At 45.8% G+C, this 16,703-nt stretch carries 14 protein-coding genes; 6 read left to right on the forward strand and 8 right to left on the reverse strand.

The genetic code is table 11. The features are described from left to right. Positions 1–151 precede the first annotated feature (151 nt). From ACN0UN_RS04525 to ACN0UN_RS04540, 4 genes are all read left to right on the forward strand, one after another. Positions 152–2,929 carry a M16 family metallopeptidase gene (locus ACN0UN_RS04525; protein WP_417658921.1) on the forward strand — a complete coding sequence of 926 codons (2,778 nt, stop codon included), beginning with the start codon at positions 152–154 and terminating at the stop codon, positions 2,927–2,929. Between the two features lie 123 nt (positions 2,930–3,052). Continuing rightward, positions 3,053–4,177, forward strand: a complete 1,125-nt coding sequence (locus tag ACN0UN_RS04530) for an S-(hydroxymethyl)glutathione dehydrogenase/class III alcohol dehydrogenase (protein ID WP_417658922.1) — start codon at positions 3,053–3,055, stop codon at positions 4,175–4,177. Beyond that, positions 4,170–5,015 carry an S-formylglutathione hydrolase gene (gene fghA / locus ACN0UN_RS04535; protein WP_417658996.1) on the forward strand — a complete coding sequence of 282 codons (846 nt, stop codon included), beginning with the start codon at positions 4,170–4,172 and terminating at the stop codon, positions 5,013–5,015. Before ACN0UN_RS04530 ends, fghA begins: the two co-directional genes overlap by 8 nt. Before the next feature lie 104 nt (positions 5,016–5,119). Continuing rightward, positions 5,120–6,640 carry a putative bifunctional diguanylate cyclase/phosphodiesterase gene (locus ACN0UN_RS04540; RefSeq protein WP_417658923.1) on the forward strand — a complete coding sequence of 507 codons (1,521 nt, stop codon included), beginning with the start codon at positions 5,120–5,122 and terminating at the stop codon, positions 6,638–6,640. Here the strand turns inward: ACN0UN_RS04540 and ACN0UN_RS04545 are convergent. Next, complete coding sequence (locus tag ACN0UN_RS04545; protein ID WP_417658924.1) at positions 6,612–7,529, reverse strand: diguanylate cyclase; 918 nt, start codon at positions 7,527–7,529, stop codon at positions 6,612–6,614. The two genes, ACN0UN_RS04540 and ACN0UN_RS04545, sit on opposite strands and share 29 nt — an antisense overlap. Further along, a complete protein-coding gene (locus tag ACN0UN_RS04550; RefSeq protein WP_417658925.1) occupies positions 7,526–8,866 on the reverse strand; it encodes a diguanylate cyclase domain-containing protein in 1,341 nt (446 codons plus the stop codon). The genes ACN0UN_RS04545 and ACN0UN_RS04550 overlap by 4 nt, the downstream gene beginning before the upstream one ends. A 146-nt stretch (positions 8,867–9,012) precedes the next feature. Between ACN0UN_RS04550 and ACN0UN_RS04555 the strand changes: the two genes are divergently transcribed. After that, a complete protein-coding gene (locus ACN0UN_RS04555; RefSeq protein ID WP_417658926.1) occupies positions 9,013–10,365 on the forward strand; it encodes a patatin-like phospholipase family protein in 1,353 nt (450 codons plus the stop codon). On the opposite strand, the gene ACN0UN_RS04560 is transcribed toward ACN0UN_RS04555, so the two are convergent. The 4 genes from ACN0UN_RS04560 to ACN0UN_RS04575 are packed head-to-tail and all read right to left on the reverse strand — an operon-like array spanning position 10,339 to position 12,097. Further along, positions 10,339–10,788, reverse strand: coding sequence for a SixA phosphatase family protein (locus tag ACN0UN_RS04560; RefSeq protein WP_417658927.1), 450 nt, complete (start codon positions 10,786–10,788; stop codon positions 10,339–10,341). The two genes, ACN0UN_RS04555 and ACN0UN_RS04560, sit on opposite strands and share 27 nt — an antisense overlap. 54 nt (positions 10,789–10,842) lie before the next feature. Beyond that, on the reverse strand, positions 10,843–11,331 hold the full coding sequence (locus tag ACN0UN_RS04565; protein WP_417658928.1) for an LURP-one-related family protein: 489 nt from the start codon (positions 11,329–11,331) through the stop codon (positions 10,843–10,845). Positions 11,332–11,384: 53 nt separating this feature from the next. After that, positions 11,385–11,906, reverse strand: coding sequence for a GNAT family N-acetyltransferase (locus ACN0UN_RS04570; protein ID WP_417658929.1), 522 nt, complete (start codon positions 11,904–11,906; stop codon positions 11,385–11,387). Next, positions 11,882–12,097: a diacylglycerol kinase gene (locus ACN0UN_RS04575; protein ID WP_417658930.1), complete on the reverse strand. Its 216-nt coding sequence runs from the start codon at positions 12,095–12,097 to the stop codon at positions 11,882–11,884. Before ACN0UN_RS04575 ends, ACN0UN_RS04570 begins: the two co-directional genes overlap by 25 nt. A 290-nt stretch (positions 12,098–12,387) precedes the next feature. On the opposite strand from ACN0UN_RS04575, the gene ACN0UN_RS04580 reads away from it, so the two are divergent. Beyond that, positions 12,388–14,568: an EAL domain-containing protein gene (locus ACN0UN_RS04580; protein WP_417658931.1), complete on the forward strand. Its 2,181-nt coding sequence runs from the start codon at positions 12,388–12,390 to the stop codon at positions 14,566–14,568. Here the strand turns inward: ACN0UN_RS04580 and murI are convergent. Together murI and ACN0UN_RS04590 are read right to left on the reverse strand one after the other, a co-directional pair. Then, entirely contained in the window at positions 14,565–15,353 is a 789-nt protein-coding gene (gene murI / locus ACN0UN_RS04585) for a glutamate racemase (RefSeq protein ID WP_417658932.1), read from the reverse strand. The genes ACN0UN_RS04580 and murI overlap by 4 nt on opposite strands. Next, positions 15,313–16,701 (reverse strand): serine hydrolase domain-containing protein, encoded by a 1,389-nt coding sequence (locus ACN0UN_RS04590; protein ID WP_417658933.1) that lies wholly within the window; start codon positions 16,699–16,701, stop codon positions 15,313–15,315. Before ACN0UN_RS04590 ends, murI begins: the two co-directional genes overlap by 41 nt. Between the last annotated feature and the right edge of the window lie 2 nt (positions 16,702–16,703).

The following is a 16,703-nucleotide window of genomic DNA, read 5'->3' on the forward strand; positions in this document are numbered from 1 at the left end:
CGTCGATTAGGCGGCTAATTGGAAGTATTGTAAACCTTTGACCAATCTTGTTACATTTTGTCACCAACAAAACATGTTCCTATTTCATAAGCTTCGTTATGATGGCTTTCGTTACAATTTCATAACGCAATAAAAATACGGGAACATGAATATGTTATTTCGTCATACTCTTACGGCAATTGCCGTTGCCTCTGTGCTACTAGCGGGTTGTCAAAGCACCGCTGAACAAACAAGCCAATCAACAGTAGCTGCACAACAGCTGCCTGCAGTTAACATCGATTATCAAAGCTTCACGCTCGACAATGGTTTACGTGTTGTTGTGCATGAAGACCGCAAAGCACCCATCGTTGCAGTTAACGTTTGGTATGCCGTCGGTTCTAAAGATGAAAGCGTAGGCCAAACTGGTTTCGCACATCTATTTGAACATTTAATGTTTAACGGTACTGAGAATTACGACGACGAATATTTCGGCCCGTTTGAACGCGCTGGTGCAACGGATATGAACGGCACCACCAATAGCGATCGCACTAATTACTTCCAAAACGTTCCAACGCCAGCACTCGACATGGCGCTATGGATGGAATCTGACCGTATGGGTCACCTGCTTGGCGCAGTGACTCAAGAGAAACTTGATGAGCAACGCGGCGTTGTGCAAAACGAAAAACGTCAAGGCGAAGCACAGCCGTATGGTCGTGTGTTCGGCTATTTAGCTGAACAAACTTTCCCTGAAGGTCACCCTTATTCATGGTCGGTTATCGGCTCAATGGAAGACTTGAATGCAGCGTCGTTAGACGACGTGCACCAGTGGTTTAATGATTATTACGGCGCAGCGAACGCAGTTGTGGTTCTAGCCGGTGATATCGATGTAGAAACTGCCAAAGCAAAAATGGAAAAGTACTTCGGCCACATTGCCCCAGGCAAACCATTGCAGAAATTGGAAAGCTGGGTTGCTAAGCGCACTGGCACCAAGCGTGCAACCATGGAAGACAATGTACCTGCCTCGCGTGTTTACAAATTATGGAACACCGCCGAAATGGGCACTGCAGATTCAACCTACTTGCAACTGCTAACCAACATCTTGGCCAGTGGCAAGAACTCACGTTTGTATCAGCGTTTAGTGCACGAAGAGCAAATCGCAAGTATGGTTTCAGGCTTCCAATATGAACGTACCTTGGCCGGCCAATTCTTTGTCATTGCTGATGCAAAACCAGGTGTTGAACTTGAGCGCATCGAAGCAGTTATTGATGAAGAACTTGCAAAAATTATCGCTGAAGGCCCTACCGCAGAAGAATTAGCGCGTGTTAAATTCTCTGAAGTTGCAAATTACATCCGTGGTATTGAGCGTATTGGTGGCTTTGGTGGTAAATCAGATTTACTTGCTGCTGGTGAAGTTTATCAGGGCAACCCAGGCTTTTATGAAACAGCTTTTGAGCAACTGCGTAACGCAACACCTGCTGATATACAAGCTGTTGCACAACGCTGGTTAAGTGACGGTGCTTTTGTTCTGAACGTTGTTCCACAACCGAAGTTCACCACAGCCGAAGCGCAAGCGGATCGCTCTGAATTACCTGCAGTTGGTGACTTACCGAAACTAGAGCTACCGGCTCTTAATACGTTCACCTTGTCTAACGGCCTTGAAGTTGCTTTGGCAGAACGTCATGACGTTCCAACAGTGCAAATGGCACTAATGTTTGACAGCGGCTATGCGTCGGATTTCGGTGGTAAAGTCGGTACCGCAAGCTTTGCGATGAGCATGTTACGTGAAGGTACCAGTAGCCGTACATCGCAAGATATCGCGGAGCAGTTGGAAACCTTAGGCACCAATCTTTCAACCAGCGCTAGCATTGACTCTTCGCGGATTTCTATGGACAGCTTGGTTTCAAACTTAGCACCGAGCCTGGATATCTTTGCAGACGTTATCGAAAACGCAGCATTTGCAACTGACGAAATTGAGCGTAAACGTGGCAACTGGATTGAAAGCATCAAGAAGGAAAAGGCATCACCGACCAGCCAAGCAATTCGTATTTTGCCTGGACTAATTTTCGGTGAAGATCACGCCTATGGTGTTCCGTTGACAGGTTCAGGTACCGAGCAGTCTATAAGCTCACTTTCGCGTGAAGATTTAATCAGCTATCGCGATACCTGGTTGCGCCCAGATAACGCACGCTTAGTTATTGTTGGTGCAACTACTGAGGCAGAAATTAAGCCTCTGCTTGAGCAAGCCCTGAATGATTGGCAAGCGCCTGCTACACCAAAACCAACCAAGCAGTTCACTGCGTTAGCCAAGCAAGAAAGCCCACGAGTGTTTATCATTGATCAGCCAGGTACACCTCAGTCAACAATTCTAGCGGGCCATTTGGCACCGTCAGATCGTGTTGAAAATGCAGACGTTCTGGATGTAACCAATACCATTTTAGGTGGCAGTTTCACCAGCCGTATGAACATGAACCTGCGTGAAGACAAAGGTTGGTCATACGGTGCTCGCACCATCTGGTCTGGTTACGATCAAGCCGGTATGTTCTTCACTTTGGCGCCAGTACAAACTGATAAAACCAAAGAATCCATTCAAGAAATCTTGAAAGAATTGAACCAATACCAAAATGATAAGCCAGCAACTGCTACTGAACTTGAAAAAGTTCAAATGAACAAGACCGCTAAATTGCCAGGCGCTTATGAAACTAAAGCAGCGTTGTTAAGCGCAGTTGTGGATACGTTAGGCAAAGGCAAAGATATGCAGTGGCTGGAAACCTATGGTGAACGTGTCAATGCAATTGATGTCGAAGATGTGCAAAGTGCTGCCACATCATTCATTGATACCCAAAGCTTAACGTGGGTGATCATTGGTGATGCAGCTCAAATCGCTGACGACGTGCGTTCACTAAACCTCGGTGAAGTGACCATGCTAGACAGCGATGGTAATCCACTGTAATTGTTTATTCTGCATGTAAGTGTATTAGCCGCTCTTCGGAGCGGCTTTTTTTTGAGCTTTTTCCAATTTATTCGCGTAGCAGTTACACTAAGCCCTCAACACTGAACCATAAGGGAAGTAACTATGGAAATGATTAAAACACGCGCAGCAGTTGCATGGGCTCCGGGCGAGCCGCTATCAATTGAAGAAGTTGATTTAATGCCACCACAAAAAGGTGAAGTTTTGGTGCGCATTGTTGCAACCGGTGTTTGTCATACGGATGCCTATACCTTATCTGGCGCTGACCCTGAAGGTGTATTCCCCGCCATTTTAGGACACGAAGGCGGCGGTATTGTAGAAGCTGTCGGTGAAGGTGTTACTTCGGTGCAAGTTGGCGATCACGTTATTCCTCTTTACACACCAGAATGTGGTGAATGTAAATTTTGCACATCAGGCAAAACAAACCTCTGCCAGGCAATTCGCAGCACCCAAGGCAAAGGCCTGATGCCAGACGGCACAACCCGCTTTTCTAAAAATGGCAAGCCCATTTACCATTACATGGGCACCTCAACTTTTGCTGAACATACTGTGGTGCCAGAAATAGCTCTTGCGAAAGTGAGCAAAGAAGCCCCACTAGAAGAAGTCTGCCTATTAGGTTGTGGTGTCACCACAGGTATGGGTGCAGTCATGAATACCGCCAAAGTACAGCCAGGTGACACTGTTGCAGTATTTGGGCTAGGTGGCATTGGGCTTTCAGTCATCATTGGTGCGGTTATGGCTAAAGCCAGCCGTATTATCGCGGTCGATATTAATGAATCTAAGTTCGAAATTGCCAAGCAGTTGGGTGCCACCGAATGCATCAACCCTAATGATTATGACAAGCCTATTCAAGAAGTTATCGTTGACATGACTGATGGCGGTGTCGATTTCTCTTTTGAATGCATCGGTAATGTCAAAGTCATGCGCTCAGCATTAGAGTGCTGTCATAAAGGCTGGGGTGAGTCCGTTATCATTGGTGTTGCCGGTGCCGGTGAAGAAATTTCAACCCGCCCATTCCAGCTGGTTACAGGCCGAGTATGGCGTGGTAGTGCTTTTGGTGGGGTTAAAGGCCGCAGCCAACTGCCCGATTATGTGCAACGGTACCTAAACGGTGAATTTAAACTTAGCACGTTTATCACTCATACCATGGGCTTAGACGATATTAACAAGGCGTTTGATCTCATGCATGAAGGTAAATCGATTCGTTCGGTTATTCATTATGATAAATAAGATTAACGAAACCAAAGCATTTGGCGGGCGTCAAATTCGTTATGAGCACAGCTCAAACACACTGAATTGCACTATGCAGTTCAGTGTGTTTTTACCGCCGCAGGCTGAAACCAGCAACGTTCCAGCCCTCTTTTGGTTATCAGGCTTAACCTGTACCGATGAGAACTTCAGCAGCAAAGCTGGCGCTCAACGTGTTGCCGCTGAGTTAGGTATTGCGCTAATCATTCCAGACACCAGCCCACGCGGTGACGATGTTCCTGATGACAGCGACGGCGCCTATGACTTTGGTCTCGGGGCCGGGTTCTATGTTAACGCAACCCAACAACCCTGGGCCAAACATTACCAAATGTATGACTACGTTGTTGATGAATTGCGAGAACTTGTTGAGAGTGAACTGCCATTAAACGGCAAGCGCAGCATTAGTGGTCATTCAATGGGTGGGCATGGCGCCTTGGTCATGGCAATGCGTAACCCAAACCTGTATCGCAGTGTGTCCGCATTTTCTCCTATTTGTCACCCAAGTCAGTGTCCGTGGGGAGAAAAGGCGTTTAACGGTTACCTGGGCAGCGATAAACAGGCGTGGCTGGATTATGACGCTACCGAGCTGTTACTTAAGCTAAAACAGTCTCCTCCACTTCTTGTATCGCAAGGTGAAGCTGATAACTTTCTAGCTGAACAGTTGCGCCCGGATGATCTCGCCGATGCGATTCGCCAAACCGGTGTGCAAGGAAGCATTAAGCGCATTGAAGGGTATGACCATAGCTATTACTTCATTGCCAGCTTTATTGAAGAACACTTGCGTTTTCATGCCAAGTATCTAGTTAACTCGTTAAACTAAAAGAAAATAAAACTGGTCAAAAAATCTGCTCCTTGCTAAGGTGAAATTTACCCATTTCGGTACGTTTTAAGTACTATGCGAGTTAACCTGACAAGGAGCAGTTTATGTCGCCACGTCGAACTGCCGTCGCCATTGCGTTTCTCTACCTCTTTCTGGGCTATCTCTGGATTAGCTTTTCAGATCGCTTTGTTTTAACTCTAGCTGCTGAGTCACTCTATCTTACCGAACTGCAAACCTACAAAGGCTGGGCTTATGTTACAGTTACTGCTTTTTTGCTTTATATACTTGCGCACAGAGCGCTACAGCGAGAGCGTAACTTATCGGAACGCGATGGCTTAACTCTATTGTTGAATCGCCATATGTTTGAACGTGAGCTGCAAAGCGAGCTGACCTACGCCGACGACAACGACCAAAATTTAATTGTTATTATTTTCAATATTGATGGCTTCAAACAAATCAACAGCCATGTCAATTTAGAAGCTGGTGATAAATTTCTCATAGCAGTTGCTGGCGTATTAAGGGAGTCGTGTCATCAACAAGCGTTAATTGCGCGCTTTGGTGGCGATGAATTCGCACTTGCCCTACCTGACGCACGTTGGCCTGATGATGGCCTGCCGTTGTTGCAAAAAATACAGCGCCGTATAAATCGACTGCGTGTACCTGAACTTCCAGAACTTAGTTTCACGTCCAGCGCTGGCGTTGCGTTATATCCGCGTGATGGCCGCAGCGCAGAGAAGCTAATCGACGCATCAACACTTGCATTAGATGAAGCTAAAACGAACAGTCGCGGCAGCTATAAGCTATTCAACGCCGAACTAAGCCAAGTTATGTCAAGTCGAGCCAAACTGTTACTCGACTTAAAATTAGCACTTGACCACAAGCAACTCACTGTTGTTTATCAACCGCAGTTTTGTGTTCAAGAAAACCGCATGACCGGCGTTGAAGTTCTCGTTCGCTGGCATCACCCCGAACGCGGTATAATTCCACCAAGTGATTTTATCCCGCTAGCTGAACAACATGGGTTGATTTGTAACATTACCGACTTTGTGATGCGTACCGCCATACATGAACTGATGGAAACTGGCCTACTCTATCGAGATATTCAACGCGTTTCCTTTAACGTTTCAGCGGCAGACTTTAACGGTGATGAAAGCTGCGACCGCTTTATTGCCAACTTATCGGAGTTACCTGGTGATTGGTCAGTCATTGAACTGGAGCTGACTGAAAGTGCTGCATTGTTGAATTTGGAAGGGGTTAAACAAGTTCTGAGTGTGCTTAATAAGAAAGGCGTGCAGGTGTCTCTAGATGATTTCGGCACGGGCTATTCATCGCTCAACACGCTGCGCTTACTGCCAATTCAAGAAGTAAAAATTGATCAAAGTTTTGTCAGAGATATTGTACAAAATAAACAGGACGCCAAGCTGGTCCGCACCATTTTGGCCATGGCAAAGGCGCTACATTTGCGAGTCGTCGCTGAGGGGGTTGAAACCCATGCACAAGCCAATTATTTGATAAATGCCGGTTGTGAAGAACTCCAGGGATTTCTGTATGCCCGCCCAATGGCGATTGATAATTTAGTTATCTTTATTGGCAATCTCAACCAGCAGAAACGCGCGCAATCTTAATCTGATTTTTGCCCCGCTGCTTCGCTTCATACATAGCCTTGTCGGCCACTCGCAATATGTTGGCTACATCGTAATTAAGATGCGCATCGCCACAATGGCATACGCCCATCGAAAGGGTAACAGGCCAATGATGTTCTGCAAATTCCTGAACTAACATTTTGCGCACACGCTCAAGCACATGCATAGCGTCTTCAAGCGTAGCACCGGCGTGGATTGTAGCAAATTCATCGCCGCCAACACGGGCGACCAAATCACTCACGCGACAACCTGTCTTCACCACGTAGGCAACTTGTTGCAACACTTCATCACCGATTTCGTGACCATAGGTGTCATTAATGATCTTAAAGTCGTCTAAATCAATAAAACAAACGGCAAACTGTCGCTCTTGGGAGCGCAATAATTCAATATTGCGCTCTAATTCTTCAACAAATGCGCGTCGATTGGCAAGCCCTGTCAAATGATCAGTCAGCGCCAACACGCGCTCTTGCTCTAATTCACGGCGAATTTTGTCTTCAGTGAGTTTACTTGAAGTAGAATCACGCACAAACGCAATCGCGAACGGCTCGCCGTCAAATTCAACATGGCTTAACATGATTTCCACGTGGAGCATGCTGCCGTCTTTACGCCGCCCCAAAAACTCAAACCCTTTACCCATCGGCCGATTTTCAGCACGACTGAAAAAAGCTGCAACGTGCTTTTCATGAGCGGCATGAGCTGAATTAGGTAACAAAATATCGAGCCTTTGCCCCACTAGGTCGCGGCGTTGCTGATAGCCAAACATAGTAACGAGCATACTGTTTACCAGAACCAATTCGCTGCAACGATTCATAATGAGCGCGGCATCTGGGATAACTTCTAGCAATTCGGCTATAGTGCGGTGTGTCTTCATGATTTCCGTTTACTTTTATACATCTTACTATCAGCACTGTGAATCAGTGCGTCTAACGTTTTTCCGTTGGCTGGGAACAATGCATAACCTAAACTCGCGGATACATTGATGTCCTCTGATTTATAACGAATTGGCGCAGCAATCACTTCAGCTAATTTTTCACATTGTTCTGCGACAACCTTTTCGTTATCGATACCCATCAACACAACCAAAAATTCATCACCTCCAATACGTGCTACGGTGTCGGTGGCACGCGTGTGGGTCAGCATGCGTTGCGCCAGGGATTTTAACACCAAATCGCCAGCTTGATGACCAAAATCATCATTAATTCGCTTAAACCGATCGATATCAATCACCACAACGGCAAACGGCGTCGGGTGCCGGTCATACAAATGAACTAAGGTTTGCAATCGTTCCATAACCATACGGCGATTCGATACATTCGTAAGTGGATCAAGCATAGCCTCGCCGTAGGATGTGCGGTACCACACAAACAATGTAAACAGCATGATATATAAAGCAACAACATAAGGGTATCCGATCAGTCTCACGCGTTGCTGCTCCCAGAACCCGCCGTTTTGGTTAGCCTCGGTCGCCAAAGCAATCAACCAATGTCCGTTTGGAAAACGCACCCGTTCCTTGAAGTCTGCGTTAGCAAAAACATCTGGAGTACCCCAAAACACGTCGCCGTCAGCGCCTTTACCATCTCGCCCTTGCAACGCTATAGCGTATTTATCCATGAGCGCATCGATGCCAACGGCGTGAAACAGCTTATCCATCTCAATTACGACGGCTACAATACCCCAATATTCATCTATGCCGTTCTCATGACTGAAAATTGGAATTCGATAGATAACGCCCTCGCCGCCTTGCAGCAAGTTAACAGGGCCTGCCAAGATTGCTTTGTGAGTTTCTTGAGCGCGTCGAACAACGTCGCGTTGGTCAGGAATTTGTTCGTAGTTATAGCCAATAATCATCTCATTCCCGGTTAACGGATACACAAATGAAATGACATTATTTGGTGCAATGGCAAGGTTACGTATAATAGGGTTGTCATTAACAACGGTTTGGGCAGGAACTAACCAATCATTAACATCACTACCTGGGTGGGCGGTTAGATAACTTGCTACTCCCCAAGCCCCGTAGATTGCGGCATTGAGTTCAGACTCAATATCAGCTCGCAGCGCGGTAAATTGGGATTGTAACTCGCTAAGTTTTTGCGCTCGAACGCGCTCTTTATTCAGAACGTGAAAATACTCTATCGCAGTTAGCGCTAGCAGTAACGAACTGAGCACCGCGATAATAAAAGCAATTCTGCGCGCTTTCGTGGTGAACACATCAACTCCCGAAACACTAACACTTCACTAAACATATACGAAAGCAGATTATTCGCAACTTAAAACTTACAATACAAAGAACCTTGGGTGGAATATTTCATCAAGCAACCTTACACTAAACGTACTCTAGTCTTTTAGGAAAGCACATGCGACTCAAAGATGCAGCACTGATAGCACTCATATTTCTTGGTATTCCTGGCTGTGCTACTTATGGTGTTATCGAAAATCAATCGCAAACTGAGAGCGTTACGCTGCAGAATTATTCACTCGCCAACTACGCTGCTGAACATTCGCGTTCCGATGACATCACCATTGTTCTTGCATTTTCGGGCGGTGGCAGTCGTGCTGCTGCACTGTCTTATGGTGTTCTTGAAGGCTTACGTGATACCAAAATTCATTTGGACAATCGTGAAGTGCGACTCTTAGACGAGGTTGATTTTATTACCTCTGTCTCAGGTGGCAGTTTCACTGCTGCTTATTATGGCTTGTACGGTGATAAAATATTCACCGATTTTGAAGGTGATTTTCTGCGCCGTGACTACGTTTCGGAATGGCTTGATGGTGTGGCCAGTCCGCTACTTTGGTTTTCCAAAAACGGGCGAACTGACATCGCCACCCGCATTTACGAAGAACGCTTATTTAAAGGCGCAACTTTTGCCGACTTAAATCAGCGTAACGGCCCATTGATACTTATCAATGCGTCCGATCTTGGCGGCGGAGTACGTTTCTCTTTTGTGCAAGAGTATTTTGATTTACTGTGCTCCAATATTGCCTCATACCCAATCGCTCGGGCTGTAACAGCCTCTTCAGCCGTACCGTTAATGCTCAATCCGGTTGTTTTGAAAAACCATAAAGGTTGCCATAACTCAGCTCAAAATTACCTGGAAGAACTGGATGAAAAGCAAATTAAAGAAGCAAAGTTGTCACCGCACTTGCTTGACACGTTGCACGCGCTTCGCAGCTATAAAAACCGAAATGAACGTCAGTTTATTCATCTCGTTGACGGAGGCATTACCGATAACCTCGGGTTAATGGCGTTTTATGAATTAGTCGAAATCGGTGGTGGTATCGCTAACTTTATGGAACGTATTGGCAGTAAACCATCAAAGCGTCTTGTCATTATTTCTGTAAACGCATCCACCAAACCGCGGTACAACATTGAGCACACCAACAAAATTGCTGACATTGAACCGATAATCAGCGCCGTCACCGACACGCAAGTACATCATTATAATTCGGCAACCATCAGTTTAATTCGCCGCAGCATGAAGCGTTGGTCGCAAGAGCTTTCTACGTATTGGGATCCGATAGACCCTTTCTTTATAGAAATCAACTTCGACGGTATCCAACAAGAGCAACGCCGTGTGTTCTTTAATCAGATACCTACCAGCTTATCGTTAAACGACGAGCAAGCTGATGAGTTGACTCGAGCGGGTGTTGAGCTCCTGCAGCAAAACACCGAATTCCAACGCCTACTCAACCAAATCTCCGAGCAGTGATAAACGGGTTGTTACTACATGACCATTAACCACGGTCAGCACAAAAACATCACCGTAGTCTTGCTCGCTTAGCTCAACAGCTTTTCCACCGGCTAATCGCACCAGTTGCGGCACTGTATTGCTATGCCCCACAATCAACGCGTTTTGCTGTTGCTCGACTACGCGCTTTATCAGGGCTTCGCTATCACCAGCAGCATACGTTGTGATTCCAACATTGAACATCTCGGCAGTGGGCTTTGCGGTCTGTTGTGCGCGCTGATATTTGGTTGCATAGACATGCGCCAAATTAACATGCTGTAGCAAGTGCGCTAAATTAGTCGCCCGCTGTTGTCCCCTCGCAGACAATTCTGGATCGGGCTTATCGGGCACCTTTTCCGCGTGGCGAACAATGAATAAGGTCATAATTTCGGCGGGCTCTGCCATAACTGGGCCTCCAAGACAAAACAATAAAACAGCGAGGCAGATATTGTTCATAAATTAATCCGACGCTTTCTTTTCAAGTTGCATAGCTACAATTGCTGCTACGGTAAATAATTCATCATTTAAATCATTCGTTTTCATCTCAACCTGATGCTTGTCACGAATAGAAATTAATTTTTCCGAAGCTTTCGCAAGTAACTTATCGTCATGATAAATCGTAAACGCTAAATCGAGTAAATTTCCCTTAAATTCAGCACCATCATAGGGGCCACCGGTAACCCAGTATTCGCGTTTTAACGAAAAGAACTTCCGCTGCAAAACCATATCGCCAAGTTGCCCACTTACTAAAAATGTTGGGCGAATGGCTAATCGTTTATGGTGTATTTGCATGAGCTCTTGATCAGCTTCGTTGAAAATTCGCCAGCGGCGCCGTAGCAATGCAAACTCACCTTTTGCGTAATAACACAGAGCACCATTCGTGTCCGTAATATCAATACGGCCGAAAAGCGAAACAATTCGCGTGGAAACAATCAAACCCCGAACCATGGTTGCCTCTTTCTTATTGTTTTTGTAAGTATTTGACAAAGAGTGCCATATATTTAGTTATTTAGGTAGCGGTACAGCTTTAGCCGCTCATTTTCAGGGTTACAAACATAACCGATATCTACAAAGTTGAGCTTAGTCAGTAGGTTGATGGAAGCCTGATTGCTCGGATTCACAATCGCATCAATAATCCCCACCCCTTTCTGTTCGGTTAAATAGTTGAGCATTAAGAATGCCGCCTGCCTGGCAACACCCTGCCCTCTGGCGCTTTTTAATAGGGCATACCCCAAATCAATATGTTCCAAAAATTCACGTTTCAATACACTAATAACACCCATCGGGTGGTTGTTATCCAAAGCACGAATCACCCATAGCCCCAGATAATCAGGCTGATTGAGCACGCCTTTCTCAAGGTAGGCCTGCGTCTGCTCTTTAGTACGAACGCCACGGTCGCCAATATTAGTAATAAAGTCCGGGTCGTTCAGCAGCTCTAATAGAAAGCCAACATCGTTCAAAGATACTTTTTGTAAAACAATTTTATCGCTATTTAGCGTTAATAAATCAGAATTAAGCCCCATACTACTCCCATTAATACCAAGGCAAAAAACACGGCCGCCGAAGCGATGTCTTTCGCGCGCCCACTTAGCTCATGCAACTCAGGCCCAACACGATCAACAGCAGCCTCAGATTTCCATGCCAACCTTAGTCCACCCATTGAATTAAATGTGGCATGAATTATTCTGTCAATTCCTGTTTTATTCGCTTTCATATGAACCCTCAGTGCACAATAAAGCAAGTTACAACAAGTTTTATACCCGTTGTACTTTTTGTCATGGTCTATTTGCACATACTAAGTCTATTTCGCTTCGGCTATTTTATACACCAAACCCGTTATTAAAGCGATGAATCCAATTTAGTGAACAGTCTGGCTCCATCGGGCTCTATCAGAGTCATGCCTACAACGTTCCAAGTAATGAATAAATTTTGTTAAAAATTGCTTTTATTGAAGATTATGCCATTCTAAACCAATAACTTAAGCAACTATTGAGTGGCAAAGAAATGGCAACGTGCTGTAAGCGTTTAATCGTCAGTTTTCTTGTGTGCTGTGGGGCCTTACCTCTCGCCGCCTTTGCTGCACCGGCAGAATTAACTTTTGTTGGGTCTAAATTTTACCCGCCGCTGCAATGGCTTGATGAAAACAATCAGCCGCAAGGTTTTATTGTTGAACTCGAACAGTCACTTGCCAATGAAAGTGGTTTTTCAATTACACAAACGCTGTTGCCTTGGAACGAAGCACTGCAGGCTGTCCGAACGGGACAAGCCGACGTTGTCGCACTAATCCCTTCTGAAGCACGCAGTGAATATTTCGATTTTTCTGAACCCTTTTATTACGTTGCCCACGGCATTTTTTCGCGAGCCGACGGTATTCAATATGGTAATTACACGCAGCTTGCAGGTAAAAAAGTTGCCGTGGCATCAGGTGCCTTTGCCCAGCAACAACTCCGTGACAGTGGTTATAGCTTTGAATTACTAAGCGCTAGCGATGAATTACATTGCTTGCAGTTGGTCGACAACCGAACCGCAGACGCGTGTATCGAAGTAACGACAACATCCCGTCATTTAATTACCAATAATAAGTTACAAGTCGTACTTTCTAGCCCACCGTTTTGGCCGCAGTCTTACGCATTTGGTGTACGTAAAGGAAACAAAGAGCTATTAGCGCTTATCAACAAACAGCTTGCGATGGTTCAAGTCAACGGCACCTATCAAAACGTTTACCAAAAGTGGGTGGCGCAACTGGAATGGCAAGAACGTACCCTTGCGAGTAATATCAAAGCGCTCGGTTGGCTGCTGTTTGGCATCGTTTGCATTGCTGCGGCGGGTTTTGGCTGGAGTTATGTTCTAAAAAAGCAAGTTGCGCGCAAAACCTATCGAATTCAACAAGAACTTGATGCACGCAAGGTGCTGCAAAAACGTCTTCACTTTTTGGCCAAACACGAAGTAATAACTGGGCTGTATAATCGCCCTGCTTTTACGGAGTTGTTGGATAAACAAATTAAGGAGCACCCTGAGGACCACCCCACGGTCATCGTGATTCGCATTGCGAATATCGATTCCATTACGTCGGTGTTTGGCTATGACATTACTACCGACTTACTGATTGAGTTCTCGGAACGGCTCAAAAAACAGGGATTCAAATATGCGGCCCATTTCGGCGTTGGCTTATTCGCTGCTGTCGCGGACTCTGAATTAAGCACTGAGGCAATCATCGATCTCGCCATGCAACCGTTAGAATTTCAGTCGATTGATTTCGAGCCACTGCTTGCTTTTGGCCTGATTCGACATAAGGACTTCGGCGTAACCCAGTCGAACGATGCACAAGAACTCTTACGTCAGGCTTTAACAGCAGTCTCCGTATCACAAAAGGACCATAAACTTTGGGTTGAATACTCGCCAGGTTTAGAGCCTAACGCTGATGATTTACGGTTGTTAAAAGACTTTCACCAATATGGTACCCGTGATTTTTTCCTACATTATCAACCTAAGCTCACGCTCGAAACAAACACCATTCTCGGTGCTGAAGCATTATTACGTTGGCAACACCCGAAACTCGGTGTCGTGCCGCCAAGTAAATTTATTCCGTTAATGGAAGAATCGGGTCTTGTTACACAAATTACCCGTTGGGTTATTACCGAAACGATTGCCATGATGAAGCGCCATAAGCTATGTCAAAAAGGTATAGTTATCAGTGTTAATGTATCAACACGTGACCTAACCGAGCTTGGTTTTGTACGGTTTGTGCAAGATATTGTGACCGATATCGATCCGAAGTGCTTACAATTTGAAATCACAGAAACAGGCTTAATTGATGATTCAGAGCGTGCATTGTATGTACTGAGTAAAATGAACGAGCTTGGAATTAGCTGCTCGGTCGATGACTTCGGAACAGGCAACTCATCTCTTTCTTACCTGAGTAAATTCCCCGTAGCTGAAATAAAGCTCGACCGCAGCTATGTGTTTGATATTGCAGAAAACGATCGTAACTATATGATTGTGCGCTCCACCATAGAGCTGGCTCATATGCTGGGCATATCGGTCACTGCGGAAGGGGTTGAAGATATTGCCACAATTGATGTGCTGCGAAAATTCAATTGTGAAACCATTCAAGGTTTTGTTATCTCTCGTCCAATATCCGAAGATGAAATTGTCGGGATGTTTCTTAAAAAAATAAAAATTTAATTCTTTAGGCCCCAGTGTTTTGCAGTACGCTGCAAGGCTTCAACATTTTCTGAAGCTAACAGTTGAATCGGCGTTTGGCAAAAATGATTGGTTAGGCCAAGCTCCTGCTTTAGCCACGCAACCATCGCTTCCCCTGAATGAATCGTTTTAGCTCCATCAAAATAATTAGCTATTTGCGATGCAATAAGCGGAAAATGCGTACAGCCCAGCAGTACAACATCGGGTTTTGCTAATGCTGAAAAATAATGATGCATGGTTTCCCGTAATATCGGGCCATCAAAGAGAGCTTCTTCGACAATGGGTACAAATAATGGTGTAGCAATTGCGTCAACACAGTTAAACCCCAACGCTTGAATTCGTTGCTGGTAAGCCCCCGAGTTAATCGTTGAGCGTGTTGCGATAATTAATATGCGTGCGTCTTTACCAATGCCTTCAAGTTGTTGCAAGGCGAGTACACCCGGTTCAAGTACACCGTAAACGGGTTTATTCGACTGTTGCTGCATTGCAGCCAGTGCAGTGACACTCACGGTGTTACAGGCCACAACTAAACAATCAACATCGGTACTATTAAAGAACTCAACCGCTTCAAGCGCATAGCGTGTCACAGTATTTTTATCTTTGTTGCCATACGGCACACGCGCGGTATCGCCATAATAGAGCAGCTCACTAAAACAGCCACTTTGCTGTAATGAACGCGCAACAGTTAAACCGCCAACCCCACTATCAAACACCCCTACTTTCACGCTATTTTTCCAGTGCCGCGAGAACATCGCGTACAAAATCATGCTCACTAAACCCTTGCTGGCCAGCCATATCGTAACCACGGCGCACAACAACGAGGTCTTTACTCGGGATAATCACGAGGTATTGGCCACGATTGCCACGCGCGGCAATGGTGTCATTCGGGAGTTCAGGGAAGCGTTCATTGTACAGCCACCACTGCGCACCATAACCGGGCGCGCCTTCATTCGGTTGCGCCGGCGCAGGTTTACTAATATAGGCTAACCAGTTTTCCGGTAATAAGCGCTCACCTTGCCAGATACCGTTCTGTAGATGGAGCACCCCCAATCGCGCTAGATCACGCGCGGTTGTCCATACCTGTGATGACATAATAAAATCATCATTCCAATCTGTCTCAAGAAAGGTGTGTTGCATACCAATCTTGTCAAGCAACGCTTCATAGGGAAATTTTAGAAAGTCTTCGCTATTGCCAAAACTCTCTCGCACCGCCCGCATCGCTAACATCGTATCGTTATTCGCATACTTCCAACGCGAACCCGGTTGCACTTCAAGTGCCGTCGTTACAGCCGTATCTACGACACGTCCACCACCCATATATACACGATCGGTGCGGTTGCCAGCGGCATTACTATCTAAACCTGAAGCCATATGCAGCAAATGTTCAAGCGTAATATGGCGGCGCGGATCAAGTATTGATTGCCAATTCCCGATGGTTGCCGGTGCGTTGACCTTCACATCACGATGCAATACTACTGCACCAACAACGCTTGCCGCTATACTCTTGGCAACCGACCAAGTTCTCTGCGAAGTTTCTGGCGAAAAGCCGTCAAGGTAATGCTCAGCTATGATTTTATCGGAGGTTGCAATCAATATGGCTGTGGTACGTGCGCCCGCACCATAATGCTTTGAAAATCCTTTTTTGATCACGTCATCAAGATCTAAATTACCCGTTACCTCATTCACCGGTTGGCGAATCTGCCACGGTTCGCCATTGTCTTTCTCCAGCGCGCTTTCTGCAAACGGACGCGATACTTTATTGGCATCCGCTACCGTTGCTCCGACCGGAAGATCGACACAGCCTAAACGTGCTCGCCATACTGAAATTCGCTCACGCTGACCATCATCGTACGCCACACGCACCAGCTTGTTTTCACGATCAATACCAGCCTTCATTGCCGCAACTTTATCGGCCACCAGCGGATAAATACCAGAGAGCTCGTGCTCGCGTATCGCGTCCTCAGACTTGTTTGCATTAAATATGGCACTGCAGGTGTACCCCGCAACATAACCTGCCGCATAACTATTGATAGTTGTTTCATCTTCTTGCCCTTGCGCTGCCCCAACGAACAACGTTAAGGGAAGAACAAACGAAGATAGGATGCGCCTGCGCATAA

The sequence above is a fragment of the Pseudidiomarina sp. genome (assembly GCF_048267825.1).
Taxonomy (GTDB): Bacteria; Pseudomonadota; Gammaproteobacteria; order Enterobacterales; family Alteromonadaceae; genus Pseudidiomarina.

Excerpts from the sequence above, each read along its gene's own strand:
- ACN0UN_RS04525 (WP_417658921.1), top strand. The coding sequence starts at position 152 with ATGTTATTTCGTCATACTCTTACGGCAATTGCCGTTGCCTCTGTGCTA.
- ACN0UN_RS04530 (WP_417658922.1), top strand. The coding sequence starts at position 3,053 with ATGGAAATGATTAAAACACGCGCAGCAGTTGCATGGGCTCCGGGCGAG.
- ACN0UN_RS04540 (WP_417658923.1), top strand. The coding sequence starts at position 5,120 with ATGTCGCCACGTCGAACTGCCGTCGCCATTGCGTTTCTCTACCTCTTT.
- ACN0UN_RS04545 (WP_417658924.1), bottom strand. The coding sequence starts at position 7,529 with ATGAAGACACACCGCACTATAGCCGAATTGCTAGAAGTTATCCCAGAT.
- ACN0UN_RS04555 (WP_417658926.1), top strand. The coding sequence starts at position 9,013 with ATGCGACTCAAAGATGCAGCACTGATAGCACTCATATTTCTTGGTATT.
- ACN0UN_RS04560 (WP_417658927.1), bottom strand. The coding sequence starts at position 10,788 with ATGGCAGAGCCCGCCGAAATTATGACCTTATTCATTGTTCGCCACGCG.
- ACN0UN_RS04565 (WP_417658928.1), bottom strand. The coding sequence starts at position 11,331 with ATGGTTCGGGGTTTGATTGTTTCCACGCGAATTGTTTCGCTTTTCGGC.
- ACN0UN_RS04570 (WP_417658929.1), bottom strand. The coding sequence starts at position 11,906 with ATGGGGCTTAATTCTGATTTATTAACGCTAAATAGCGATAAAATTGTT.
- ACN0UN_RS04575 (WP_417658930.1), bottom strand. The coding sequence starts at position 12,097 with ATGAAAGCGAATAAAACAGGAATTGACAGAATAATTCATGCCACATTT.
- ACN0UN_RS04580 (WP_417658931.1), top strand. The coding sequence starts at position 12,388 with ATGGCAACGTGCTGTAAGCGTTTAATCGTCAGTTTTCTTGTGTGCTGT.
- murI (WP_417658932.1), bottom strand. The coding sequence starts at position 15,353 with ATGATTTTGTACGCGATGTTCTCGCGGCACTGGAAAAATAGCGTGAAA.
- ACN0UN_RS04590 (WP_417658933.1), bottom strand. The coding sequence starts at position 16,701 with ATGCGCAGGCGCATCCTATCTTCGTTTGTTCTTCCCTTAACGTTGTTC.